Annotated in this window: 21 protein-coding genes; 8 read left to right on the top strand and 13 right to left on the bottom strand. The window is 74.5% G+C overall.

All coding sequences use genetic code 11. The annotated features are described in order from the left end of the window. Positions 1-110: 110 nt before the first annotated feature. Entirely contained in the window at positions 111-1,214 is a 1,104-nt protein-coding gene (locus AB0B20_RS08855) for a GNAT family N-acetyltransferase (protein WP_357387003.1), read from the top strand. A gap of 12 nt (positions 1,215-1,226) precedes the next feature. Here the strand turns inward: AB0B20_RS08855 and AB0B20_RS08850 are convergent, their stop codons facing one another. Both AB0B20_RS08850 and AB0B20_RS08845 read right to left on the bottom strand, forming a co-directional pair. Further along, positions 1,227-1,547: a multidrug efflux SMR transporter gene (locus tag AB0B20_RS08850; RefSeq protein WP_069089914.1), complete on the bottom strand. Its 321-nt coding sequence runs from the start codon at positions 1,545-1,547 to the stop codon at positions 1,227-1,229. A 44-nt stretch (positions 1,548-1,591) separates the two neighbouring features. Beyond that, the gene (locus tag AB0B20_RS08845) at positions 1,592-4,198 is read right to left on the bottom strand and encodes a glycoside hydrolase family 9 protein (protein WP_357469293.1); all 2,607 of its coding nucleotides are present in this window, start codon (positions 4,196-4,198) and stop codon (positions 1,592-1,594) included. Between the two features lie 214 nt (positions 4,199-4,412). Between AB0B20_RS08845 and AB0B20_RS08840 the strand changes: the two genes are divergently transcribed. After that, a complete protein-coding gene (locus AB0B20_RS08840; protein WP_357387007.1) occupies positions 4,413-5,138 on the top strand; it encodes a protein phosphatase 2C domain-containing protein in 726 nt (241 codons plus the stop codon). Positions 5,139-5,144: 6 nt separating this feature from the next. Here the strand turns inward: AB0B20_RS08840 and hrpB are convergent, their stop codons facing one another. The 3 genes from hrpB to AB0B20_RS08825 all read right to left on the bottom strand — a co-directional run bounded on the left by hrpB (position 5,145) and on the right by AB0B20_RS08825 (position 10,437). Then, positions 5,145-7,715 carry an ATP-dependent helicase HrpB gene (gene hrpB, locus AB0B20_RS08835; protein WP_357469290.1) on the bottom strand — a complete coding sequence of 857 codons (2,571 nt, stop codon included), beginning with the start codon at positions 7,713-7,715 and terminating at the stop codon, positions 5,145-5,147. A 133-nt stretch (positions 7,716-7,848) separates the two neighbouring features. Continuing rightward, the gene (locus AB0B20_RS08830; protein WP_357387011.1) at positions 7,849-8,670 is read right to left on the bottom strand and encodes a SigB/SigF/SigG family RNA polymerase sigma factor; all 822 of its coding nucleotides are present in this window, start codon (positions 8,668-8,670) and stop codon (positions 7,849-7,851) included. A gap of 177 nt (positions 8,671-8,847) precedes the next feature. Then, complete coding sequence (locus AB0B20_RS08825) at positions 8,848-10,437, bottom strand: phospholipase D-like domain-containing protein (RefSeq protein ID WP_357387013.1); 1,590 nt, start codon at positions 10,435-10,437, stop codon at positions 8,848-8,850. A gap of 141 nt (positions 10,438-10,578) precedes the next feature. Between AB0B20_RS08825 and AB0B20_RS08820 the strand changes: the two genes are divergently transcribed. Beyond that, on the top strand, positions 10,579-10,704 hold the full coding sequence (locus AB0B20_RS08820) for a hypothetical protein (protein WP_013285371.1): 126 nt from the start codon (positions 10,579-10,581) through the stop codon (positions 10,702-10,704). A 45-nt stretch (positions 10,705-10,749) separates the two neighbouring features. Here the strand turns inward: AB0B20_RS08820 and AB0B20_RS08815 are convergent, their stop codons facing one another. Both AB0B20_RS08815 and AB0B20_RS08810 read right to left on the bottom strand, forming a co-directional pair. After that, on the bottom strand, positions 10,750-11,736 hold the full coding sequence (locus tag AB0B20_RS08815) for a pirin family protein (RefSeq protein ID WP_357387015.1): 987 nt from the start codon (positions 11,734-11,736) through the stop codon (positions 10,750-10,752). Between the two features lie 11 nt (positions 11,737-11,747). Beyond that, on the bottom strand, positions 11,748-12,230 hold the full coding sequence (locus AB0B20_RS08810; protein ID WP_357387017.1) for a MarR family transcriptional regulator: 483 nt from the start codon (positions 12,228-12,230) through the stop codon (positions 11,748-11,750). 103 nt (positions 12,231-12,333) lie between these two features. Here AB0B20_RS08810 and AB0B20_RS08805 point away from each other — a divergent pair, with 103 nt between their 5' ends. Next, a complete protein-coding gene (locus tag AB0B20_RS08805) occupies positions 12,334-12,918 on the top strand; it encodes a DUF1684 domain-containing protein (RefSeq protein WP_357387019.1) in 585 nt (194 codons plus the stop codon). 52 nt (positions 12,919-12,970) lie between these two features. Here the strand turns inward: AB0B20_RS08805 and AB0B20_RS08800 are convergent, their stop codons facing one another. Further along, positions 12,971-13,558 carry a general stress protein gene (locus AB0B20_RS08800; protein WP_184684403.1) on the bottom strand — a complete coding sequence of 196 codons (588 nt, stop codon included), beginning with the start codon at positions 13,556-13,558 and terminating at the stop codon, positions 12,971-12,973. Between the two features lie 112 nt (positions 13,559-13,670). On the opposite strand from AB0B20_RS08800, the gene AB0B20_RS08795 reads away from it, so the two are divergent. Beyond that, positions 13,671-15,488, top strand: coding sequence for a glycoside hydrolase family 15 protein (locus tag AB0B20_RS08795; RefSeq protein WP_357387142.1), 1,818 nt, complete (start codon positions 13,671-13,673; stop codon positions 15,486-15,488). Positions 15,489-15,572: 84 nt separating this feature from the next. Continuing rightward, positions 15,573-16,073, top strand: coding sequence for a YfcE family phosphodiesterase (locus AB0B20_RS08790; RefSeq protein ID WP_357387022.1), 501 nt, complete (start codon positions 15,573-15,575; stop codon positions 16,071-16,073). Positions 16,074-16,075: 2 nt separating this feature from the next. Here the strand turns inward: AB0B20_RS08790 and AB0B20_RS08785 are convergent, their stop codons facing one another. Further along, a complete protein-coding gene (locus tag AB0B20_RS08785) occupies positions 16,076-16,300 on the bottom strand; it encodes a DUF3072 domain-containing protein (protein ID WP_357387024.1) in 225 nt (74 codons plus the stop codon). A gap of 100 nt (positions 16,301-16,400) precedes the next feature. Here AB0B20_RS08785 and AB0B20_RS08780 point away from each other — a divergent pair, with 100 nt between their 5' ends. Further along, positions 16,401-17,339, top strand: coding sequence for an FAD-dependent oxidoreductase (locus AB0B20_RS08780; protein ID WP_357387144.1), 939 nt, complete (start codon positions 16,401-16,403; stop codon positions 17,337-17,339). Positions 17,340-17,363: 24 nt separating this feature from the next. Here AB0B20_RS08780 and AB0B20_RS08775 read toward each other — a convergent pair whose 3' ends face one another. The 3 genes from AB0B20_RS08775 to AB0B20_RS08765 all read right to left on the bottom strand — a co-directional run bounded on the left by AB0B20_RS08775 (position 17,364) and on the right by AB0B20_RS08765 (position 21,595). Continuing rightward, a complete protein-coding gene (locus AB0B20_RS08775) occupies positions 17,364-18,653 on the bottom strand; it encodes a cation:proton antiporter (RefSeq protein WP_357387026.1) in 1,290 nt (429 codons plus the stop codon). 101 nt (positions 18,654-18,754) lie between these two features. Beyond that, complete coding sequence (locus AB0B20_RS08770; RefSeq protein WP_357387028.1) at positions 18,755-19,432, bottom strand: HAD family hydrolase; 678 nt, start codon at positions 19,430-19,432, stop codon at positions 18,755-18,757. A gap of 9 nt (positions 19,433-19,441) precedes the next feature. Then, complete coding sequence (locus tag AB0B20_RS08765; RefSeq protein WP_357469286.1) at positions 19,442-21,595, bottom strand: SpoIIE family protein phosphatase; 2,154 nt, start codon at positions 21,593-21,595, stop codon at positions 19,442-19,444. 200 nt (positions 21,596-21,795) lie between these two features. On the opposite strand from AB0B20_RS08765, the gene AB0B20_RS08760 reads away from it, so the two are divergent. Then, positions 21,796-22,656, top strand: a complete 861-nt coding sequence (locus AB0B20_RS08760; RefSeq protein ID WP_013285384.1) for a hypothetical protein — start codon at positions 21,796-21,798, stop codon at positions 22,654-22,656. A gap of 60 nt (positions 22,657-22,716) precedes the next feature. Here AB0B20_RS08760 and AB0B20_RS08755 read toward each other — a convergent pair whose 3' ends face one another. After that, a complete protein-coding gene (locus AB0B20_RS08755) occupies positions 22,717-23,085 on the bottom strand; it encodes a DUF6401 family natural product biosynthesis protein (protein WP_357469284.1) in 369 nt (122 codons plus the stop codon). Positions 23,086-23,239: the final 154 nt, after the last annotated feature.

The raw sequence follows: 23,239 nt of genomic DNA, 5'->3' as shown, positions 1-23,239 counted from the left end.
CACCGCGAGCCCAGCGGGGCGTCGCCGGCGCTGGTCGCCGCCGGAACACCCGGAGCACGACACGGGAAATCCGCTCGCCCGCCGGTCCCCGCTCTGCCAGGGTCGGCGCCGTGGAGCGCAGCAGGATCGCCCGGGCCGACGAGTTGACCGAGGTGCAGCGGATCGAGGTGGCCTCCGGTGCCCCGTTCCGGGAGATCGGCATGACCCTGGTGGCCGACATGCCGCCGCTGCCGGTGGAGGCGCTGGCCGCCGGGCAGCGCGCCGGCCGGCTGTGGGTGGCGACCGACCCGGCCGACCGGCCGATCGCGTTCGTGCTGGCCGACGTGGTCGACGGCGCGGCGCACGTGCAGCAGCTCAGCGTCGACCCGGCGTACGCGCGGCGTGGCATCGGGCGGCGTCTGCTCGACCGGGTGGCGGGGTGGGCGTCGTCGCAGGGGTTGCCGGCGTTGACGCTGACCACGTTCCGCTCGGTGCCGTGGAACGGGCCCTACTACGTGCGGTGCGGATTCCGCGAGCTGCGCGGGACGGAGCTGACCGCGGGCCTGATCGAGCTGCTGGCCGCCGAGGCGGCACTGGGCCTCGACCCGGCCGAGCGGATCGCGATGCGCCGCCCCGTCCCCCGCACGGGGGCCGGGAGCGGTCAACCGGTCGACCGGGACCGCGTCCCGTGCCACGATCGCGCGGTGTCCGCCCCCGTGAACACCCTGCTGCGCCGGCAGTTCGACCTGACCTGGGCGCTCGCCGAGTACCACCTCGACCGGCTGGAGCCGGCGGACTTCCTCTGGGAGCCGGGCGGACTCTGCTGGACCATGCGTCCCGGCCCGGACGGCGGGTGGCGTCCCGACTGGGCCGACACCGAGCCGGACCCGGTCCCGGTGCCCACGATCGCGTGGCTGAGCTGGCACATCGGCTGGTGGTGGTCGGTCGCCGCCGACCACGTGCGGCAGCGACCGGCGCGGGAACGCGACGGCATCCGCTGGCCCGGGCCGGGCGCGGAGACGGTCGCCTGGCTGCGGGAGCTGCGGACGGAGTGGACTGAAGCGCTGGACGGGCTGGCCGAGGCCGACCTGGACCGGCCGTCCGCGTACCCCTGGCCCGCCGACGCGGGGCTCACCGTCGCGCACCTCGCCGGCTGGGTGAACGCCGAGCTGATGAAGAACGTGGCCGAGATCGGGCAGCTCCGGCTGCTGCGGGCGGCGGGGCGGCCGGCCTGAGCCGGGCCGTGCTCAGTGCGCGCCGCCGAGGTTGAGCACCACCACCCCGGCGATGACCAGCCCCGCCCCGACCACCTTCGCCACGCTCAGCGGCTCACCCAGGAACGCCGCGCCGATCGCCATGATGGCGGCGGTGCCGAGGCCGGACCAGACCGCGTACGCGACGCCGACCGGGATGTCCTTCACGGCCAGCGAGAGCAGCCCGAACGCGGACAGGTACGCCACGGCGAGGCCGAGCGTCGGCCAGAGGCGGGTGAAGCCGTCGGTGGCCTTGAGCAGACTGGTGCCGATCACCTCGGCGGTGATCGCGCCGAGCAGGAACAGGTACGCCATCGCAGGACCGTACCCGGTCCTGCGATGGCGCCCGATCCGCCCGGTCAGGAGACCGTGCAGGCCTTTCCGTTCAGCGTGACCAGCCCGGGGTCGGGATTGGGGCCGGGGGAGGAGACGCCGTTGAAGCCGAACGTGGTGCTGGCGCCGGGCGCCAGTTTCGCGTTCCACGACAGGTTCTTCGCGGTGACGGTGGCGCCGCTCTGGCCGACCTGCGCCGACCACGACTGGCTCACCTTCTGGCCGCTGAGGAAGGCCCAGCGCAGGGTCCAGCCGTTCACCGCCTTCGTGCCGGTGTTGCGCACCGTCACCTGGGTGGTGAAGCCGGACGGCCAGCTCCCGTGGGTGGTGTAGGTGACCGCGCAGGACGGCGCCGGCACCGCGCCGGCGTCACCCTGGTCGGCCAGGAACGACGCCAGCCAGGCCAGCGCCGAGTTCCAGTTGATCGCCACCTCGTTCGTCGCGTACGAGTTGATGTCGTCGACGTAGCAGAACATCGGCGCGCATCCGGCGAGCAGGTTCGCCGCGAACGGGTCCTGGAGCGCGGCGTTCGGGCCACCGGCGAGCGAACCGGCCGGCGGGCGCGGCAGGTCCGGGTTCAACTGGTGGGCGAAGATGCGGCTGTGCTGGTTGCGGGCGTGCTGCTCGCCCCAGCCGGTCACGTACGACATGTTCAGCGCGTTGCGGCCGAACAGGTAGTCGGCGGCCTGCACCGCGCCGTCGCGGTACTTCGCGTCCCGGCTCAGGTCGAACGCGGTGGCCAGCACGATCGCGTTGTTCACCAGGTTGCTGTTGCTGCCCCAGACGTACGCGTCGGCGCTGCCCGGGAACGGCAGCCCGTACGCCTGGCCGGCGATGGTGGCCAGGTAGCTGTCGGCGGCGGCGGTGATGGACTCGCGGATGCGGGTCTTCTCGGCGGCGGGCAGCGTGTTCGGCACGGTGGCCAGGTCCAGGCGGCCCAGCGCGGCGACGCTCTGCCAGCCGAACGCGCCGTTCGCGGCGAACACGTCGGCGGTGTGCAGCGGCGAGCCGGTGACGTCGGCCAGGTATGCCTTGTCGCCGGTGGTCAGCCACAGCTCGACGGCGGCCCAGTAGAACTCGTCGCTGACGTTCGTGTCGTCGTACGCGCCGCCGCCGGTGCCGTCGGTGGCCGAGGCGTAGATCGCCGGGTGCGCCTTGGCTGCCGCGTACGCGGTCTTCGCGGCGGTGCCGCAGCGGGCGGCGAACGCGGCGTCGTACGGGGCGTACAGGCGCTGGCACTGCGCCGCGACGGCGGCGAGGTTCAGCGTGGCGGCGGTGGACGGCGCGTGCAGCTCGCGCGGCTGCGGGTCGTCCTGGGGCTGCAGCGGCAGGCCGGTCCAGTTCCGGTCGTGGATCTTGTGGTGGACCATCCCGGCCAGCGGCTTGCCGGCCGGGACCTGCATGCGGAGCAGGAACTCCACCTCCCAGCGGGCCTCGTCGAGCACGTCCGGCACGTCGTTGCCGCGCTCGGGCACCCGCAGCGTGGCGTCGCCCAGGGCGGCGCCGCCGTCGGCGGTCTCGGCGGTCTTGGTCCGCTCGAACGTGCTCAGCAGCTGGTAGGCGGCGATGCCGCCGTTGACGACGTACTTGCCGTGGTCGCCCGCGTCGTACCAGCCGCCGCGCACGTCCAGCGAGTAGTCGCAGACGCCGGCCTGGCACGGCACGTCGGTGTCACCCTGGTTGGGCTCGACGCCGAGGTGGCCGGCCGGGCGGGCGTACTCCTCGCCGATCAGGTCGCCGTCGATCTCGATGCCGCTGCGCTGGGCGTAGAAGAACTGCAGCGAGTCGGCGCGCAGCCGGTCGTAGAGCGCGCCGGAGATGTCGAACGGGTGGCTGGTCTCGCCGTCCACTGTGAGCGTGTAGCCGGTGCCCGGCGTGCGGTACGCGGAGAAGTCGACAGTCTGCACGTTCTGCGCCGAGGCGGCGTCGGTGCCGCGCGGAGCGGTCTGCCCGCTGGCGACCACCGAGCCGGCGGCCGACTTGAGCTGCCAGGGCAGCGCCTCGGTGGCCTCGGTGACCACAGTGGCGTGCTTCGGGCCGCCGGGCAGGTAGCCGACCTGGTTGACCCGGACCCGCGGACCGGTGTCCGGCTCGTACGGCGGCGCCGGCTCCCCGCCGCGCAGCGACACGTTGTCCAGGCAGAACGTCTGCGCCTGGGCGCTGCCGCCGACCTGGAAGATCAGCTGGGCGGTGGGGTTGTCGGCCGGCGAGGTGAAGGTGGTGGTGACGTGCTTCGCGGTGCCGGTGGCGGTCGCGTCGACGCTCGCGTACGTGGTGTAGGGGGCGCTGCCGAGCTGGAGCACCGCCTTGACGGCCGCGCCCGGGGTGGCGGAGACGTCGAAGGAGAGTTCGTACTCGGCGCCCTGGGTCAGCGGCACCGCGTCCTGGCCGATGCCGGCGTCCCACGGGTTGGCGGTGCCGGCGGCGACTGAGGTGCAGAGCCGGCCGTCGACGACAGCGAGGTCGCCGGTGCCGTACGAGAACCAGGGTGAGACACCGGCGCTGAAGTCGCCGTTGCGTAGTTGTTCGGGGGCGTCCGGCGGCACCTCGGCGCTCGCCGGGCCGGCGGTGAGGCCGGTGAGCGCCAGCGTGGTAGCCGCGATCGCGGCGAGCCGACGACGGGATCGGGTCACGGAGGTTCCTTCCGTGCTCGGGGGTGGTGGGGGAGACCGGGAACTGGGAGCGCTCCCAATATCAGCCCGATGTTTCCACCGCGTTCCGTCGCTGTCAATCGATCCGGCCCGATGAGCTGCCGCGCGCCCGCGCGCGGCGGGATTCCGCGCGCCACGTACGATGTCAGTGATCTCCTAGAGACATCCGAGCCCTAGACCTGGCAGGCTGCGACCCATGACCCTGAAGCTTCGTTCCGTCGGAGCGAGCGACCGTGGGCTGATCCGCAGCGGCAACCAGGACGCGCAGCACGCCGGCGCCTGGCTGGTGGCGGTCGCCGACGGCATGGGCGGCATGGCGGCGGGCGACCTGGCCAGCCGCATCGCCATCGACGCGATCGCCCCGCTGGACGTGGAGACGCCGGAGGACGCGCTCGTCGCCGCGCTCCAGGGCGGGATCGAGGTGGCCACCGCGCGGATCCGCCAGGCCGTCGAGGAGGATCCGGAACGCCAGGGCATGGGCACCACGCTCACCGCGTTGCTGTTCGCCCGCACCGGCAGCTGCCTGGCGGTGGCGCACGTCGGCGACTCCCGGGCCTACCTGTACCGCGAGGGCGTGCTCAAGCAGGTCACCCGCGACGACACGTTCGTGCAGATGCTCGTCGACCAGGGCGTCATCACCGCCGAGCAGGCCAGCAGCCACCCCCGGCGGGCAGTGGTGACCCAGGCGTTGCAGGGCGACGAGGTCTCCCCGTCGTACGCCACGATGGTGCCCCGGGCCGGTGACCGCTGGCTGCTGTGCAGCGACGGCCTCTCCAACGTGGTCCGCGCGGACACGCTCACCGAGGTGCTCAGCGAGCAGCCGGAACGCGACGCCTGCGCGGCCCGGCTGATCGACCTGGCGCTGCGGGCCGGCGGCCCGGACAACATCACCGTCGTGATCGCCGACGTGGTCGAGGAGTAGCAGCCCTCACCGCCGGCGCGGGCTGGCCCGGCGGGTCGGCTCGGCGGTGGTCGGGTCCTCCGGCCACGGATGGCGCGGGTAGCGTCCGCGCAGCTCCGCCCGTACCTGCGGGTATCCGGTGCGCCAGAACGACGCCAGGTCGGCGGTGACCGCCACCGGCCGTCCGGCGGGGGAGAGCAGGTGCAGCAGCACCGGCACCCGCCCGTCGGCGACGCGTGGCACGTCCCGCCAGCCGAACGTCTCCTGGAGCTTCACCGCCAACACCGGGGCGGCCGGATCGGCGTAGTCGACCCGGATCCGCGAGCCGCTGGGCACCGCGAGCCGCTCCGGGGCCAGCTCGTCCAGCCGCGCCGCCTGCCGCCAGTCCAGCAGCCGCCGCAGCGCCGTCGCCACGTCCGCCCGGCCGAGGTCGGCCCGGCGGTGGGCGCGGGCCAGCTCCGGGCCGAGCCAGACGGGCGCGCCGGCGAGCAGCGCCGCGTCGGTGACGTCCGGCCAGTCGTCGCCGAGCGCCTGGCGGCAGAACGCCAGCCGCTGGCGCAGCCCGGTTGCCTCCGGCGTCCAGCGCAGCAGGCCCGTCCCCTCCTGCCGCAGCCCGTCCAGCAGCGCCGCCGCGACCAGCTCCGGCTCCGGCGCGGTCAGCGGCCGGTCGACCAGTTCGACGGCACCGAGCCGCACCACCTCCCGGGCCACCACGTCCCCGCCGGACCAGGTCACCTCCCGTCCGGAGCGCAGCAGCGCCGTACCGGCCTCCCGGGCGGTCGCCTCGTCGATCGGCGCGGCCAGCCGCACCCGGGCGGACGGCGCGCCGGGGGAACGGTCGGCCACCGCGACGGCCAGCCACGCCGCTCCGGCCAGCCCCGACCCGGGCGCCAGCTCCGCGGCGGTCCCGCCGGCCATCAGGTACGCGGACCCGCCCGGCCGCCGTGCCCGGGCCAGCCGTTCCGGGTACGCCAGCCCGGCGAGCAGCCCCGCGGCCAGATCGTCGGGCAGGCGCTCCCGCTCGTCGCCGGCCGACGGTTCGCCGCTCCCGCTGCGGTGCGGCGTCGATCCGGCCGGGGTGCCGGCGGGGTTCCGGTCGGCGGGCAGGGCGGCGCGCAGGCGGCGTACCTCGGTGCGCCAGCGCGCGGTGGCGCCCGGATCGGTGCCGTCGCGCAGCCGGCGCCAGCGTGCGGGCAGGTCGTCTCCCGTCCCGCCCAGCGTGTCCTCGCCGAGGATCGCCACCACCTGGGCGGCCCGGTCGGCACCGACCCGGGGCGCGCCGTCCAGCAGCGCCCGCGCCAGCCGGGGATGCGTGCCCGCCGCCGCGACCGCCCGTCCCCGCGCGGTGATCCGGCCGTCGTGGTCCACCGCGCCGAGCGTGGTCAGCGTCTCCCGCGCCACCGTGAGCGCGGCCGGCGGCGGTGGGTCGGGCAGCGCCAGCCCGGTGCCGTCCGGTGTGCCCCAGGCCGCCAGCTCCAGCGCGAACCCGGTCAGGTCGGCGGTGGCGATCTCCGGTTCGGGCTGCGGGGCGAGCCGCTCGTGCGCCGCCTCCGACCAGCAGCGGTAGACAGCGCCGGGCGCCTCCCGTCCGGCCCGGCCGGCGCGCTGGGTGGCCCCGGCCCGCGACACCGGCACCGTCACCAGCGCGCCCAGCCCTCGGGCCAGGTCGGTGCGGGGCACCCGGCTCAGTCCGGCGTCCACCACCACCCGGACGCCGGGGACGGTCAGGCTGCTCTCCGCCACCGCCGTCGCGAGCACCACGCGCCGTCCGGCAGCAGGGGTGAGCGCCGCGTCCTGGGCGGGCCCGGGCAGCCGTCCGTGCAACGGCAGCACCGCGATGTCGCGGAGATCGGCCAGGCGGCGCGCGACGGCGCCGATCTCACCGGCGCCGGGCAGGAAGACGAGCACGTCACCGTCGCGTTCACGTAGCGCCCGGCGGACCGTGGCGGCCACGTGGTCGAGCAGTGCCGGGTCGACCCGGCCGGCGCCGGGCGGCGTCACCGGGCGCGGTGGCGGCGCCCACACCCGCTCGACCGGGTGCAGCGCCGCCTCGGCGCGTACCACGGGAGCGGGGTCGCCGGCGCCGAGCAGCGCGGCGAACCGGTCGGTCTGCGGGGTGGCCGACATCGCCAGCAGCCACAGGTCGGGGCGCAGCGTCGCCCGGGCCTCGACGCTGAACGCCAGCGCCAGGTCGGCGTCGAGGTGCCGTTCGTGGCACTCGTCGAGCAGCACCGCGGCCACGCCCGGCAGCTCCGGGTCGTGGTGCAGGCGGCGGACCAGCAGGCCGGTGGTGACCACCTCCACCCGGGTACGCGGCCCGGTCCGGCGCTCACCGCGCACCGCGTACCCGATCCGGTCGCCGACCCGCTCGCCGAGCAGGGCGGCCATCCGGTGCGCGGCGGCGCGGGCGGCCACCCGCCGGGGCTGGGCGATCACCACGCGGCCGGTGACCGCGTCGGCGACCGCGAGCGGCGCGGTGGTGGTCTTGCCGGTGCCCGGCGGCGCCACCAGGACTGCGGCGCCCCGCTCGCGCAGCGCGTCGACGAGCGCCGGCAGGACCGGGCGGACCGGCAGGTCGAGCGGGATGTCGGCGAGCACTGACCCACTCTCGCACCGCACCGCTGGACGGTCCGCGCTGCCCCCGGGAACGCGGAACGGCCCGGCCGGCGCACCGCCGACCGGGCCGGGTGGCCGCGACGCCGGGTCCGCCGACCCGGCCGCCGCCCCCTTGCTAGTACGTTCCGTCGAGCTGACCGCGCAGCTTGGTCAGCGCCCGGGCCAGCAGGCGGGACACGTGCATCTGCGAGACGCCGATCTGCTCGGCGATCTGCGACTGGGTCAGGTTGCCGTAGAAGCGCAGCGTGAGGATCTTCTGCTCGCGCTGGTCGAGCGTGGCGAGCGCCGGGCCGAGGGCGACCCGCATCTCGGCCAGCTCGAACTCGCCGTCCTCGCCGCCGAGCAGGTCGCCCAGCTCGGTGGCCCGCTCGCCGTCGCCGGTCGGGGTGGACAGCGACACCGCGTTGTAGGCGCGAGCGCCCTCCAGGCCCTCCAGGACCTCTTCCTCGGTGAGCTTGAGGTGGGCGGCGATGTCGGCGACAGTCGGCGAGCGGCCGAGCGTCTGGAGCAGCGTGCTGTTGGCGTCGGAGATCGCCAGCCGCAGCTCCTGGAGCCGGCGGGGCACCCGGATGTCCCAGGTGCGGTCGCGGAAGTGGCGCTTCAGCTCCCCGATGATGGTCGGGATGGCGTAGCCGGCGAAGTCGACGCCGCGCGACGGGTCGAACTTGTCGATCGCCTTGATCAGGCCGATGGCGGCGGTCTGCGCCAGGTCGTCGTTGGGTTCGCCCCGGCCGCTGTAGCGGTGGGCCAGGTGGTTCGCCAGCGGCAGCCACGCCTCGATGGCGCGGTCGCGCAGCGCGGGCCGGGACGGGTGGTCGGCGGGCAGCGCGGCCATCGCGGCGAGCAGGTCGGCGGCGCTGTCGGTGAGCGAGCGGGGGTCGAGCTTCGCGGAGCCGGCCGGCGTGGTCGCCGGGGCGCTCGTCGTGGGAGCGGTCATGGGTGGTCCTCCCTGCACCTCGTCCACGGAAGAAAAAAGACGTGACGCTTAGGTTTAGGTGTTGGTCCTACGTTTGGAAGCCACCATAGCCCGATCGTCCTGCGGAAATCTAGCCGAAAGTACGATGTACTTAAGGTGTAGGCGGGTGTGAACGGTGTGAAGCGGTTGATTCGGGTCTCACCAGGTACCGGCTCGCCGGGCCCGCAGCGGCCTGCCGTCCGGGTCGTAGACCAGCCGGTACGCGGGCAGCGCCCAGAGCCGCGTACGCCAGGGCAACCGCTCCGGGTGGTGCGGCCGCAACCGGCCCGGCGGGCGGGGACCGACGCGCCCGCCGGCGTGCCAGCGCTCCAGTTCCTCCGCCGTCGTGGTGATCGCCGCCACCGCGTCCGCCGGGTCCAGCAGGTCGTCGTCCTGCCCGCCGCCGGGATCGCGGTCCAGGTGCTCGCGCCACAGCCACAGCCGCAGGTCGCGGGCGAACACCCGGGCACCGTCGCCCAGCCCGGCCGGGTCGGCCGGCGTGCGGGTGTCGCGGGTGTCGTCGAGGACGGCGCAGGACAGCTCGCTGTCGTGCGTCCAGGACCGGCGGTTGAAGTTGTCGCTGCCCACGCTGGCCCAGACGTCGTCCACCACGCAGACCTTGGCGTGCACGTAGACCGGCGTGCCCTCGCGGTTCTCCACGTCGAAGACGTGCACCCGTTCCGGCGCGGCCCGGTGGCACAGCGACAGCGCCTGTTCCCGGCCCACCATGTTCGGCGGCAGCGCGAGCCGGCCGTCCACGTCCGGGTGCCGGGGCACGACCGCCACCAGGTGCAGGTCCGGGTGCTCCCGTAGCGCCTGCGCGAACAGCTCGGCCACCTCGGTCGACCAGAGGTACTGGTCCTCCAGGTAGATCAGTCGCCGGGCCCGGCGTACCGCCTTTGTGTAGCCGCGGGCCACCGTGCGCTCACCGTCCGGGGCGAATGAGTAGCGGGGCCGCACCGCCGGGTAGGTGCGCAGCACCTGCACGTGGTGCGGCCCGCACGGCGGCGGGTCGGCGGGCTGCGCGGGCAGCGGGTCCGGGCGCAGGTCGGAGCCGCGCAGCCGGTCCCGCAGGTACGCCGTCGGGTTCTCCGAGTCCAGCGGCATCGGGTCGGTCCACCGTTCCCGGAACGTGGTGTCCAGCGCGCCGACCACCGGCCCGCGCACCGCGAGCTGCACGTCGTGCCAGGGCGGCGTGGGGCCGTACCGGGGGGACATGCCGACAGGTTGCGGGTCGCCCGCGTGGTCGGCGTCGTCGCGGCGGCTGTGGCACAGGTCGATGCCGCCGGCAAAGGCGACGTCGCGACTCGGGTCGCCGGGGCGGCGCAGCACCACCAGCTTCTGGTGGTGCGAGCCGCCGCGCCGGACCCGCTGGTCGAGCAACACCTCGCCGCCGGCCGCGCGGATCGCCTCGCTGAGGTCGCGGTTCTCCGCCTCGCTGTAGGAGAGCGTGTCGAGGTGGGAGCGCCAGATCAGGCCCTTGACGATCACCCCGCGCTGGGCGGCCTGGGCGAACAGCTGCGCCACAGTCGGGCCGTCCGGGCGCATCCGCTCGTCCGGGTCGCCACGCCAGTCGGTGAAGAACAGGTGGTCGCCCGCCGACAACGACTCCACCTCGCTGACCAGGCGGTCAAAGTACGCGGCACCGTGAATCAGTGGCTCGGCGAGGTTTCCATCGGTCCAGGCGGGTAACTCAGACCTCGGGTTGGCGCGTTCCTGTGCGGTGAGGAACCAGTCCCGCAGAGTCACGTTCCACCCCCCGAGGTCGACGACGTCCTCACACGGTAGGACCCCCGGCAGGGCCCCGCACGTCGAGCAGCAGGTCGGCGTCGGCGCCGCGCGCCAGGGGTGCGCCGGACCCCTGGATCGCGAAACCGAGGAGGCACCGACATGCCCGCCGAGACGACGAACACCGTGACCGACCGCGACCAGGCGGTGGAGGGGGAGCGGGGTGCGCTGGTGGCGGTCCTGTTGATGGTGATCCTCGGAGTGGCCGGGATCTTCGCCGTCTCCTGAGGCCGCCGCCGGGGCGCCCCGGCGAACCGGGGCGCCCGGAGCGGGTCAGGGCCGGTCGCCCTGGCCGTCGCTGTGCGGCACCCGCCCGGTCGGGATCACCCCGAGCCGGCCGGCCTGGAAGTCCTCGACCGCCTGGATCAGCTCGGCCCGGGTGTTCATCACGAACGGGCCGTAGTGCGCCACCGGCTCGCGGATCGGCTGGCCGCCCATCAGATAGAGCTCCAGCGCCGGGGTGTTGGAGTCCTGCGTCGGGTCGGCGGTGATCCGCAGCGCCTCGCCCGGCCCGTGCACGGCGAGCTGGCCGAGGTGGATCGGCCGACGGTCGGTGCCGACAGTGCCACGGCCGGCAAGCACGTACACCAGCGCGTTGAAGTCCGACCGCCACGGCAGGCTCAGCTCGGCGCCGGGCTGCAACGTGACGTGCGCGATGGTGATCGGCGTGTGCGTCGAGCCCGGGCCCCGGTGCCCGGCGACCTCCCCGGCGATGACCCGGATCAGGCCACCGCCGTCGGGCGTGGTCAGCAGCGCCGACTCCCGGCCGCGGATGTCCTGGTAGCGGGGCGCGCTCATCTTGGCCACCCGGGGAAGGTTGACCCAGAGCTGGAGGCCGTGGAACAGCCCGCCGCTCATCACCAGGTGCTCCGGCGGCGCCTCGATGTGCAGAAGACCACTACCTGCCGTCATCCACTGGGTGTCGCCGTCGGTGATGGTGCCGCCGCCACCTGTCGAGTCCTGGTGGTCCATGATCCCGTCGATCATGTAGGTCACCGTCTCGAAGCCGCGGTGCGGGTGCCAGGAGGTGCCCTTCGGCTCGCCCGGCGCGTAGTCGACCTCGCCCATCTGGTCGAGGTGGATGAACGGGTCCAGCTCGGTCATCGGCACGCCGGCGAAGGCCCGGCGGACCGGGAAACCCTCGCCCTCGTACCCGCTGGGGGCGGTGGTGACCCGGCGGACCGAGCGGTATTCGGTGGCCTCGCCGAGCTTCGGCAGGCGGGGCAGGACGAGGACGTCGTCGACGGTGATCGCGGGCATCGCGGGGCTCCTTACTTGTCGGCCGGGGTGGACGACGCGGTGCGGTCGGCGCGCAGGCGCCGGCCGAGCCGCTCGAAGACCCGGGTGAGGCAGGCGACCTCGGCGTCGTCGAGGTCGTCGATCAGGTGGGCGCGCACGGAGCGCAGGTGGTGCGGCGCGGCCTCGCGCAGGGCGAGCAGGCCGGCGGCGGTGAGGACGGCCTCGCTGCCGCGCCGGTCCGCCGGGCACGCCTCCTTCGCCACCAGGCCGCGCTTCTGCATCGTGGTGATCTGGTAGGTCAGCCGGCTCGGTGAGAACACCAGCCGGTCGGCCAGCTCACCCATGCGCAGCCGCTGGCCGGGCACCTCGGAGAGCAGCACCAGCACGTGGTAGTCGGCGAAGCTCAGGTCGCTGTCGGCGCGCAGGTCGTCCTCGAGCCGCGTGAACAGCCGCTGGCTCGACTCGATGTACGCACGCCAGCAGGCGATCCGCTCCGCGTCCAGGCTCTCCGTCATGGCTCCGAGAGTAGCACTATTTAAAATTTAAACAAGCGCCTCTGCCGCATGCGGCATCGTGCCTGATGCCGCCCTTCTTGAAAACTGAAGATAGGGTCGGGGGATGGACGATCTCGACCTGCTCGACTGGCGGGAGCGGGTGGCCCGGCTCTATCTGTCCGGCCTCGACCTGGCTGGGTTCCGGGCCGCGCGCGACGAGCTGTTCCGCACCCACCCCAGCAGCCCGGTGCCGCCCGCCGACCGGCCCGGCTTCACCGGGCTGCGCTGGTACCCGCCCGACCCGTCGGCAGTGGTCGAGGCGCCGCTGCGCGCCGCCTCCGGCGAGCTGCGCATCGACACCGGCGGCCCGGACGGGGTGGTCGCGTACCGGCGGGTCGCGGTCGCCGAGACGCCCTGGGGACCGCTGACGCTCTGGTGGATCGAGGCGTACGGGGGCGGGCTGTTCCTGCCGCTGCGCGACGGCACCTGCGGCGACGGCTCGTACGGCGGTGGCCGGTACCTCACCGACACGGTGAAGGGCACGTTCGGGCGGGGCCTGACCGTGCTGCCCGGCGGCCGGGTCCGGCTGGACGCCAACTATCTCTACAACCCGAGCTGCGCCTACGACGACAGGTGGGCGTGCCCGCTGGCCCCGCCGGAGAACCGGGTGGACGTGTCGCTGCGGGCGGGCGAGCGGGCGTACCACTGACGCGACGAGGGAGGACCCCGGCGGGGCCCTCCCTCGATGTCGCGTACCCGCGTCAGCGGGCGGTCGCGCCGGTCGGTGTCAGGTGCATCCGGCTGAGCAGCTGCTGGGCCTGACCGGCCAGATCCGCGTCCACAGTGACCGCGTACTGGGCGGCCCGCAGCGAACTGGCCGACGTGAAGTCACGCTGCCCACCGCTCATGGCGTGCGCGACGGCGCCGAACACGGCACCCCAGATCGCGCCGATCACCAGCCCGACCAGGATCACCGCCAGCCAGTTGCCGGCGGTGAAGATGCCGAACAGCAACCCGATGAACAAACCGAACCAGGCGCCGGTGCCGGCGCCCAACAGGGCTGCCCGGCCCGTGGTGAGCCGTCCCATCACGGTCTCCACGAGCGTGAGGTCCGTCCCGACGATCGAGGTACGTTCCACCGGGAACCGGTTGTCGGCGAGATAGTCCACCACGCGCTGGGCGGACGGATAGTCCGGGTACGAGCCGATCGTGACGGTCGCCGAACCGGCCTGTGGGCCGTGCCCGTCCCCGCTCGGCGGCGTCGGGCGACCGCCCGGGCCGGACGGGAGGTTGTCGCTGCCCGGCATTCCGGGTTGCCAGGCCGCGGTCGGAGTCGAGGGTCTGGTCATGAGCATCCTCCTTCGTCAACCCACCGCGTTCCCGCCGCCGGGCAGCGGTAACGCGCCGGACCGGACCGATGTGGCGAGGCATGCCGGTGCCCCGGGCCGGGTAGCCACACCCGTGCCGACCCGACACATCAGCGAGCACGGCTTCCTCGCCGACGGGCGCAGCGCGGCGCTTGTCGACAGCGACGGCTCGGTCAACTGGTGGTGCCCGCCCCGGTTCGACGCGCCGTCGGTGTTCGGGCGGCTGCTCGACGCCGACGCCGGGCACTGGAGCATCCGCCCGGAGGGCGCGGCCACCAGCAGCCGGTCGTACCTGGACGACACGCTGGTGCTGCGTACCGTCTTCACCACGGCGACCGGCACTGTCGCCGTCACCGACGCGCTGGCGCTGGAGCACGGCGCGCGGGGTCACGACATCGGGATGCGCTCGCCGCGGGTGCTCGTCCGGCTGGTCGAAGGGCTCACCGGCGAGGTGCCGATGCGTGTGGAATACGCGCCGCGATTCGAGTACGGCCGGGTCGGCGCCTACCTCACCGAGCACGACGGGGTGGTGGCCGCCACCGCCGGGGCCTGCCGCCTGGAGCTGCGCGCCGACGTCCCGCTGACCATCGCCGAGGGGGCCGCCGCCGGACGGTTCACCGCCCGCGCCGGCAGCGCTCACCGCTTCACCCTCGGGTACGCCCCGACGTACGCCGGGGGGCGACCGGCGCTGCCCGACGCCGCCGAGGTGGTGGCCGAGACGGTCGCCGGCTGGCGGTCCTGGTCGGCGCTGCACGACTACCAGGGCGAGTACCGCGACGAGGTGCGGCGCAGCGCGCTCGCCGTGCAGGGCATGACGTACGCGCCGAGCGGCGCCGTCGTCGCGGCGGCCACCACCTCGCTGCCGGAGAGGCTCGGCGGCGACCGCAACTACGACTACCGCTACGTGTGGCTGCGCGACTTCAGCCTCACGCTCCAGGCCCTCTGGCGGGCCGCCTGCCCGGACGAGGCGGACCGGCAGTTCACCTGGGTGGCGCGGGCGATGGGCCGGATCGGCGACGAACCGGTGCCGATCATGTACGGCGTCGAGGGGGAGCGGGACCTGACCGAGCACGACCTCGACCACCTGGCCGGGTACGAGCACAGCCGCCCGGTGCTGGTCGGCAACGACGCCTGGCGGCAGCGGCAGAACGACGTGCTGGGCGAGGTGCTCGACGCCGCCTGGCTGATGCGGTATTACCTCGATCCGATGTCACCAGAGGTCCGTGACCTGCTGCGGACGCTCGCCGACCAGGCCGAGCGCGGCTGGCACCGGCCCGACGCGGGGATGTGGGAGGGGCGTGGTCCGCAGCGGCACTACGTGTCGTCGAAGGTGGAGTGCTGGACCGCGCTGGACCGGGCGGTCCGGTTCGGCTCCCGCATCGGCGAGCCCGCCGACGTGGCGCGCTGGGCCGCCGCGCGCGACGAGATCCGGGCGGCCGTGCTCACCCACGGCTGGAACGAGCGCGTCGGTGCGTACACCGGGGCGTTCGGTGCCGACGACCTGGACGCCTCGGTGCTGGTCATGCCGCTGGTCGGTTTCCTGCCGGCGGACGATCCGCGGATGCGCGCCACGATGGACGTGCTGGAGCGGCGGCTGTCCCGCGACGGGCTGCTGCGCCGCTGGGACGGCGACCCGGCCGGGTTCGTGATCTGCTCGTTCTGGCTGGCCGCCTGCCTGGCCGAGGCGGGGGAGCTGGACCGGGCCCGGCGGCTGTTCGAGCGCCTCGCCGCCCGCACCAACGACCTCGGCCTCTACGCCGAGCAGATCGACCAGGACACCGGCGAGCAGGTGGGCAACTTCCCGCAGGCGTACTCGCACATCGGCCTGATCATCGCCGCCGGCCGCATCACCGACGCCGCCGCCCGCGCCCCCTCCGCCCGCCACCCCGCTACCGCTTCGCGTCGATCATGAGGTTGACGGCGAAGTCGATCTCCCTGAGTGCCGCCAAGTTCATGATCGACGCGGCGAAGAGGGCGGGTGGGGGAGGATGAGGGAGTGGATCTGGTCTTGATGGCGGACACGCATGTGCCGAAGCGGGCGCGGGACCTTCCGGCGGCGCTGTGGGCGGCCGTCGAGGCCGCGGACGTGGTGGTGCACGCCGGGGACTGGGTTGACGTGGCGCTGCTGGACGCACTGGAGGAGCGGTCGCGCCGCCTGATCGCCGTGTACGGCAACAACGACGGACCGGAGCTGCGCGCCCGGCTGCCCGAGGTGGCCCGGGTCGAGCTGGACGGCCTGCGGGTCGCCGTGGTGCACGAGACCGGCCCGAAGACTCGCCGCGAGGAGCGCTGCGCCGCCGCGTACGGCGACCGCGACCTGCTCGTCTTCGGACACTCGCACATCCCGTGGGACAGCGTCGCCCCTGGTGGCCTGCGCCTGCTCAACCCCGGCTCGCCCACCGACCGGCGGGCACAGCCGTACGCCACCTTCCTGACCGCCCGGGTGGCGGCGGGGCGGCTCGACCGGGTCGAGCTGCACCGCCTGCCCCCACGTTGACCTCAGCGGCCCCGGCCGGTCTCCGCCTGGAGCTCGTCGATCCGCCGGGACGCCTCGGCCTTGGTCAGGCCCTCCGGCACCGGCTCGCCCGCCTCCTGGGCCAGGGTGTGCAGATACGACTCCTGGGCGGCGGTGGGCGGCTCGTCGCCGGTGACCCAGTCGTCCGGGTCCTTGACGGCGGCGTCCGGGTTCACGTTCCTGCCGCTGGCGTTGTCGCGGTCGGCCATGCTGATCACCTCTCCTCGAACAGGTGTACCACTACCCCGGTCGGGCGGGTTCATGCCGCCAACCGCCTACGATCACCTGGTGACGGCGGACCGGGCGGGCGTGGTGGTGGTCGGTGCGGGCATCGCCGGGGTGGCCTGCGCGGCCGAGCTGGCGCGGGCCGGTGTCCCGGTGCGGGTGCGCGAACGCGCCCGGGTCAGCGGCGGGCGGCTGGCCAGCAAGCGCTTCGACGGCCGTCCCGCCGACCTGGGCGCCGCGTACTTCACAGTGGACGATCCGGACTTCGCCGCCGTGGCGGACCGGTGGCGGGCCGCCGGGCTGGCCCGGGAGTGGACCGACACGCTCGTCGCGTACGGGCCGGGCGGCCGCGAGCGGGTCAGCGGCCCGATGCGCTGGGCCGCCCCGCGCGGGCTGCGCTCGCTCGTCGAGCACCTCGCCGCCGATCTTCCGGTGACGCACGAACGGCTGGTGACGCGCGTCGAGCCGGGCCCCCGGGTGGACGGCGTCGAGGCGGAGGCGGTCGTGCTGGCCATGCCCGGTCCGCAGGCCGCGCCGCTGCTGGACCCGGCCCTGGCCGACGCCACCCGGGCGGTGGCCGCGCAGCGCTGGTCGTCGGCGCTGACCGGGGTGCTGCGGTACCCGGCCCGCCGCTGGGCGGACTTCCACGGCGCGTTCGTCAACGACCACCCCGTGCTCAGCCTGGTCTGTGACGACGGCGACCGGCGTGGCGACGCCGCCCCGGTGCTCGTCGCGCACACCACCGCCGGGTTCGCCGCCGGGCACCTGCGCCAGCCCGCCGCCGCCGGCCCGGCGATCGAGCAGGCGGTCCGCGACCTGCTCGGACTGCCCGAGCCGGCCGCGTGGACACACGTGCACCGCTGGACGTACGCGACCCCTGCCGCGCAGTCCGGGGGCGCCACGTACCACCTGGACGACGACGGGATCGGGCTGGCCGGCGACGCGTTCGGCCGGCCGCGCGCGCAGACCGCCTGGCGTTCCGGCCGGGACCTGGGCCGCGCGCTCGCCGCCCGGCTGGGCTGATCCAGGCCACAACTCGACGCGTGCTCAGCCGGTGGCGGCCACCGGTTGCGCCGCCGAGCCGGCCCGCGCGCCCTCGCCGGTGCGTTCGCCCGCCCGGTCCAGCAACTGCATGACCGGTGTCGCGGCGACGCCGTGCACCACCACCGACACCACCACCACGAGACCGACTGTGGCCCAGACCAGATCCGCCTGCGGGAAGTCGGTCTTGCTGGTGGCGTACGCCAGGTAGTAGAACGAGCCGACGCCGCGGATGCCGAACAGCGAGATCACCCAGTGCTCGGCCGGCTTGCCCGGCGCCCCGCGCAGTGACAGCCACCCGGCCAGCGGCCGGATCACCAGCACCAGGGCCAGCCCGGCCAGCGCCGCCGGCCAGGTCAGCGGCGCGAGCAGCCCGCCGATCACCGCCCCGCCGAACAGCAGCAACAGCAGCACCGTGAGCAGCCGCTCCACCTGCTCGGCGAAGTCGTGCAGCACGGAGTGGAACTCGTGCGTGCGCTCGGCGGCCCGGATCGCCCGGGCGGCCACGAACACGGCCAGGAAGCCGTACCCGCCGATCACCTCGACCAGCCCGTACGCCAGGAACGTCGCGGCCAGCGCGAGGAACCCCTCGGAGTGCCGGGCCAGCCGCAGCTTGCTCGGGGCGCGGAAGAACAGCTTGCCGAGCAGCCAGCCGACGAGCAGCCCGCCACCCACCCCGGCGGCGAGCTTGTAGAGCACGTCCACCGCGAACCACTCGGCCAGCCAGCCGGACGGCGCGAGCCCGGTGGTGGCGATCGCGATGGCCGCGTACACGAACGGGAAGGCGAGCCCGTCGTTCAGGCCCGCCTCCGAGGTGAGCGCGAAGCGCACCTCGTCCTCCGAGTCCTCCACATCGGTCGGTTCGCCCACCTGCACGTCCGAGGCGAGCACCGGGTCGGTGGGGGCGAGCGCCGCGCCGAGCAGCAGCGCCGCGGCCGGCACCAGGCCGGCCCACCACCACCCGAGCAGCGCCACCGCGGCGATGCACAGCGGCATGGCGATCGCCAGCAGCCGCCAGGTCGACGACCAGCGGGACCAGCTCAACGGACGGTCGATCTTCAGGCCGGCGCCCATCAGCGCGACGATCACACCGACCTCGGTGAGGTGGGTGGTCAGTTCCGGCCAGCGCAGCGGGTCCGGTGTGGGCAGACCGGTGGGCAGCACGAACACGAGCATGCCGAGCCCGAGGAACGCGATCGGCATCGACAGTGGCCGTCGCTCCAGCACGCGGGGCAGCACCCCGGCCAGCAGCGCACCGACGCCCAGCAGAGCGAACGCGACATCGACCGGTTCCACGACACCACCCTTCCGTCGCCCGGCGGCCGGGCGGTGGAGTCCAGCAGTGCCCCGAAGCGGGTCCGGCTAAGCCTGCGCGCGCCGGCCGGTTGAGCCGCCCGTCAGCCGAGCGACGCGATGGCGCTGTCACCCAGCGCGCCCAGCAGCGCGGCCGGGTCCTCGTACACGGCCACCGCGCCCGCGCCGGCCAGTTCGGCGCGGCCGGTGCCGCCGCAGGTCAGCCCGATGCAGGGGATGTCGAGCTTGCCGGCGGCGGCCACGTCCCAGACCGAGTCGCCGACGAACACCACCCGCTCGGCGGCCAGCCCGGACTGCTCCAGCGCGGCGACCAGGATGTCCGGTGCCGGCTTGCTCTCCCGCGCGTCGGCCGACGAGGTGACCGAGTCGATCACGTCGTCCGCGTCCAGCGCCGCCCGCAGCGCTGTCACCTCGTGCTCGGCGGCCGAGGTGGCGAGCACCACCCGCAGCCCGCGCTCCGCACAGGCGCGCAGCAGCTCACGGGCGCCCGGCAGCGGCGCCAGCCGCTCCCAGTACTCGGCGTAGAGCGCGTCGTGCGCGTCGCGCAGCCTGCCGTCGGCGCTCCGGTCCCGCTCGGCGCCGAGCAGGTGGTCGAGGAGCTTGTCCGAGCCCATGCCGATGGACCTGTGGATCCGCGCCATCGGCACCCGGTGGTCGCCCTGGCGCAGCGCCTCCCACCAGCTCACCGTGTGCAGGTACGTCGTATCGACCAGGGTGCCGTCCACGTCGAAGAGGACACCGCGTCGCTTGTCGTCGGCCATGTCCGGCTCCTACCCGGCCGCAGCGTCGCCGACGCGCGACTCACCCGGCGGAATGAGGATCTCGAACCAGACCGTCGAGCCGCGTACGGCCGGGTCGGTGCCCCAGGCGTCGCTCAGCTCCTCGATCAGGCCGAGCCCGCGGCCCCGGCTGCTGAGCGTGTCGGTCTGCGCCCGGGTGACCTGACCCCGGGTGCCGGAGTCGGCCACCGACACCAGCAGCCGCTCGGCGGACAGGTCGACCTCGACCCGGGCGGCCGTGCCGGCGTGCAGCAGCGCGTTCGTGGTCAGCTCGCTGGTGCACAGCACCGCGGCCCCGATCACCGCCTCGGGCACCCGCCACTCGCCGAGCTGCGCGGTCATCCAGTGCCGGACCCGGCTCGGCGCGGTCGGCTCGGCCGGCACCTCCATGCTCGCCGACCGGCTGGGGCGCACCGCGTACTCCACCGCGAGCACCGCCACGTCGTCCTCGGTGGCGCCCGGCACCGACGCGGTCGCCACCGCGCACAGCGCGCGCGGGTCACCGCCTGCCGCCCCGGTCACCGCCGCGCCCAGCCCGGCCATCCCGGCCGCCAGGTCCTGCCAGCGCCGCTCCACCACGCCGTCGCTGTAGAGCAGCAGGGTGTCGCCGGGACGGAACGGCACGGTGGCGGTACGCGCACGCCCGCCCAGGCCCAGCGGAGGGGCCGGCGGCACGTCGACGAACTCGGCCACCGCCGCGTCCGGTCCGGCGCGGCGGATCAACGGCGCGGGATGACCGGCGCTGGCGAGCGTGATCAGCTCCCGGTCCGCCTCGACCACGCCGAAGATCACCGTCACGAACAGCTCCTGGGTGCCGCCCTCGACGCCGAGGCTGCTGACCAGCCGGTCCAGTCCGTCGAGCACCGCGTCCGGGCGGGAGTCGACGAGGGCGAGCGCGCGCAGCGCGGCGCGTACCTGGCCCATCCGGGCGGCGGCCTGCACGTCGTGTCCGGCCACGTCGCCCAGCACCACGCCCAGCGCGCCGGTGGGCAGCAGGAACGCGTCGTAGAAGTCGCCGCCCGCGGCGTTGCCGTCCACGCCCGGGTCGTACCGCGCGGCGATGCGCAGCCGGGGCAGGTCCGGCAGCCGTTCCGGGAGCATGCTGCGTTGCAGCATCTGGGCGGTGCCGTGCTGGGTCTCGAACCGGCGGGCCCGCTCGGCGGCCTGACCGACCAGCTCCGCGGACGCGGTGAGCAGCGCCCGTTCCGCTGGGGACCAGGGGCGCGGAGCCCGGTAGCCGACGGTCAGCGAACCCCGGACCACAGTCGTCCGCAGCGGCAGCGCCGCGAGCGCGCGGATCTTCTCGTCGTGCCGGTCCGCCGCGACACCGCGCAGCGGCTGCCCGTCGGCGGTGAACGAGGCCACGCCACTGCGCGCGGACACCACCGCCGGCAGCGCCGACTCGGCGGACATCCGCCGCCACAGCGGGGGCAGCCGCTCGTCGGCCTCGTCGAGCAGCTCGCCGCGGATGCGGCGGACCAGCCGCCACGCGCTGCCCTCGTCCACCGCGAACGACACCCGGTCGGCGTCGAAGGTGTGCAGGCAGTAGCGCAGCGTCACCCGCGCCACGTCGTCGAATGTGAGCGTGCCGGCCAGCGCCGCCGCGAAGTCGCTCAGGCTCTGCAACTGCTGGGTCAGCTGGGTGGTCTGCGCCGAGACGGTGAGCACGCCGACGATGCGGCCGCCGGAGTCGCGGACCGGGCAGTGGCCCCTGGTGAACACGGCCGGCTCGGCCGGGCCCTGCCGGTCGGCCGGCAGCACCGCCTCCCGTTGCAGGAACGGCTCGCCGTGCCGATAGACCCGTTCCAGCGCCTCGCCCGCGCCCGGGTCGCGCCACACCTCGGCGAACGCCTCGGCCGCCGGCCGGCCCAGCGCGTCCGGGTGCCGGTCGCCGATCAGCTCGGCGTACCCGTCGTTGTAGAAGACCACCAGGTCGTCGCCGAGGAGCAGGGCCATCGGCACCGGGGAGGCGAGCACCACGTCGGCCACCGCGCGGACCGCGGGATCCCAGGTGTCCGGGGGCCCCAGCGACGTGCCGGCCCAGGGGTGAACGGCACCGGCCGCCGGCCCGCCGACGACGGGATCGGTGGGCGCTCCCGGTGCGGGGGCGGACGGAGTGGGAACCCGACCGACGGTGCCTGGCATGACCGCAGCCTAACCGGCGCGTGGCCGGCTGGTTCCGATCATGTGTCCGTGGCGGACGCGGGCACCCGACGACGCGGATGTTCGAGCAGGTCAGGGCCGGTTAGGCAGGCTATGTCGGGAAATTGCCCCGGTCCGGCCCGGCGTGCTGCCCAGGCCATCGGGTATGCGGGCGGCGCAGTTCACGCGACAGGAGGGACATCATGCCGAAAACCCTCGCGGTCGGACAGGTCGACATCAGTGCGGCCTGGACCGACTTCTGGAGGTCGGTGCTGCTCTTCGTACCGCGGGCGATCGCGTTCATCGCGATCCTCGTCGTGGGTTGGCTCATCGCCCGAGCCGTCCTCAAAATCGTGGACGCGGCACTGGAACGGGTCGGGTTCGACCGCGCCGTGGAACGCGGCGGTGTCAAACGGGCCCTGGAACGCACCAAGTACGACGCCAGCGACATCCTGGCCAAACTGGCCTACTACGCGGTCCTGTTGTTCACCCTGCAGTTCGCCTTCGGGGTGTGGGGACCAAACGCGATCAGCGACCTGATTCGCGGGGTGGTGTCCTGGCTGCCGCGGGCCTTCGTGGCGATCGTGATCGTGGTGATCGCCGCCGCCATCGCCAACGCCGTCCGGGACCTGGTCTCCGGCGCGCTCGGCGGGCTCTCGTACGGCCGGGTGCTGGCCGACGTGACGGCGATCTTCATCCTGGCGCTCGGCATCATCGCCGCGCTGAACCAGGTGGGCATCGCCACCACGGTGACCACACCGGTGCTTGTGGCGTTCCTCGCCACAGTGGCCGGCATCCTGATCGTGGGTGTCGGTGGTGGTCTGGTCAAGCCGATGCAGGACCGCTGGGACGGCTGGCTGCACCGGGCCGCCGAGGAGTCCCGGGCGATCCGGCAGCAGCGGCAGGCGCAGCAGGCCGGCCGCGGCGACTACGAGCGGCGGATGGCCGACCGGGGCGGGCAACCGGCACCGGCGGCGCCGCAGTCGTCCATGTCGGGGGCGGGCACGTACCGCTCCGGCGAGGCAGGGGACGAGACGCAGCAGTTCCGCCGGCCGAACGGCTGACGGCAACGGGTTACGGGGTGTCCGCGGGGCGATCGCGGGCGCCCCGTAGCCGTGCCCGGGTCAGGCCAGGTGGCGCGGGTCCAGCCCGCGGGCCAGCAGGCAGACCGCGAGCAGGCGGGTGAGCATCCAGTCCGGCTCGGACCAGTCCACCTCCGCCCCGGCCGGCGGCGTCCAGCCGTGCTCGGCCGCCGCCTCGCGCAGCCCGTCGACGTACCCGGCCAGCGCCGCGACGGTGAGCGGCCGGCGGTCGCCGTCGAGGCTGTCGCGTACCCCGGCGGCGTGCTGGTCGACCTCGGCGAGCAGCCCGGGGTTCGCGTGGGCCGCGGCGAGGCCGGCGGTGCCGACGGCGGCGGTGAGCGTGGTGAGGGTCGTCCGCGCGGCCACGGCCGCAGAGCGGCGGGTCGCGACCCGGTTCTTCGGCGCGCGCATGGTGTCCGAGGCTAACGCCGCCCACCGGGGGCCGACCTCGGCCGAGCGGCGGATGCCCGGATCGTCCGGGGGAGCGGCCGCCTCCTCCGCCAGGGTTGAGTCGCCCGTGCGGGGGCAGAAGTCCGATACGCAGACCACGCGATCGGGTCACGGA

Origin of the sequence: Micromonospora sp. NPDC049151 (assembly GCF_040648395.1) — a bacterium.
Taxonomy (GTDB): Bacteria; Actinomycetota; Actinomycetes; order Mycobacteriales; family Micromonosporaceae; genus Micromonospora.
Note: the sequence above shows the minus strand (reverse complement) of the source record. Positions and strands in the feature narration are given on the sequence as shown.

Coding starts and splice junctions, on each gene's coding strand:
- AB0B20_RS08850 (WP_069089914.1), bottom strand. CDS start 1,547: ATGGCGTACCTGTTCCTGCTCGGCGCGATCACCGCCGAGGTGATCGGC.
- AB0B20_RS08840 (WP_357387007.1), top strand. CDS start 4,413: ATGACCCTGAAGCTTCGTTCCGTCGGAGCGAGCGACCGTGGGCTGATC.
- AB0B20_RS08830 (WP_357387011.1), bottom strand. CDS start 8,670: ATGACCGCTCCCACGACGAGCGCCCCGGCGACCACGCCGGCCGGCTCC.
- AB0B20_RS08820 (WP_013285371.1), top strand. CDS start 10,579: ATGCCCGCCGAGACGACGAACACCGTGACCGACCGCGACCAGGCGGTG.
- AB0B20_RS08815 (WP_357387015.1), bottom strand. CDS start 11,736: ATGCCCGCGATCACCGTCGACGACGTCCTCGTCCTGCCCCGCCTGCCG.
- AB0B20_RS08810 (WP_357387017.1), bottom strand. CDS start 12,230: ATGACGGAGAGCCTGGACGCGGAGCGGATCGCCTGCTGGCGTGCGTAC.
- AB0B20_RS08805 (WP_357387019.1), top strand. CDS start 12,334: ATGGACGATCTCGACCTGCTCGACTGGCGGGAGCGGGTGGCCCGGCTC.
- AB0B20_RS08800 (WP_184684403.1), bottom strand. CDS start 13,558: ATGACCAGACCCTCGACTCCGACCGCGGCCTGGCAACCCGGAATGCCG.
- AB0B20_RS08785 (WP_357387024.1), bottom strand. CDS start 16,300: ATGGCCGACCGCGACAACGCCAGCGGCAGGAACGTGAACCCGGACGCC.
- AB0B20_RS08770 (WP_357387028.1), bottom strand. CDS start 19,432: ATGGCCGACGACAAGCGACGCGGTGTCCTCTTCGACGTGGACGGCACC.
- AB0B20_RS08765 (WP_357469286.1), bottom strand. CDS start 21,595: ATGCCAGGCACCGTCGGTCGGGTTCCCACTCCGTCCGCCCCCGCACCG.
- AB0B20_RS08760 (WP_013285384.1), top strand. CDS start 21,796: ATGCCGAAAACCCTCGCGGTCGGACAGGTCGACATCAGTGCGGCCTGG.
- AB0B20_RS08755 (WP_357469284.1), bottom strand. CDS start 23,085: ATGCGCGCGCCGAAGAACCGGGTCGCGACCCGCCGCTCTGCGGCCGTG.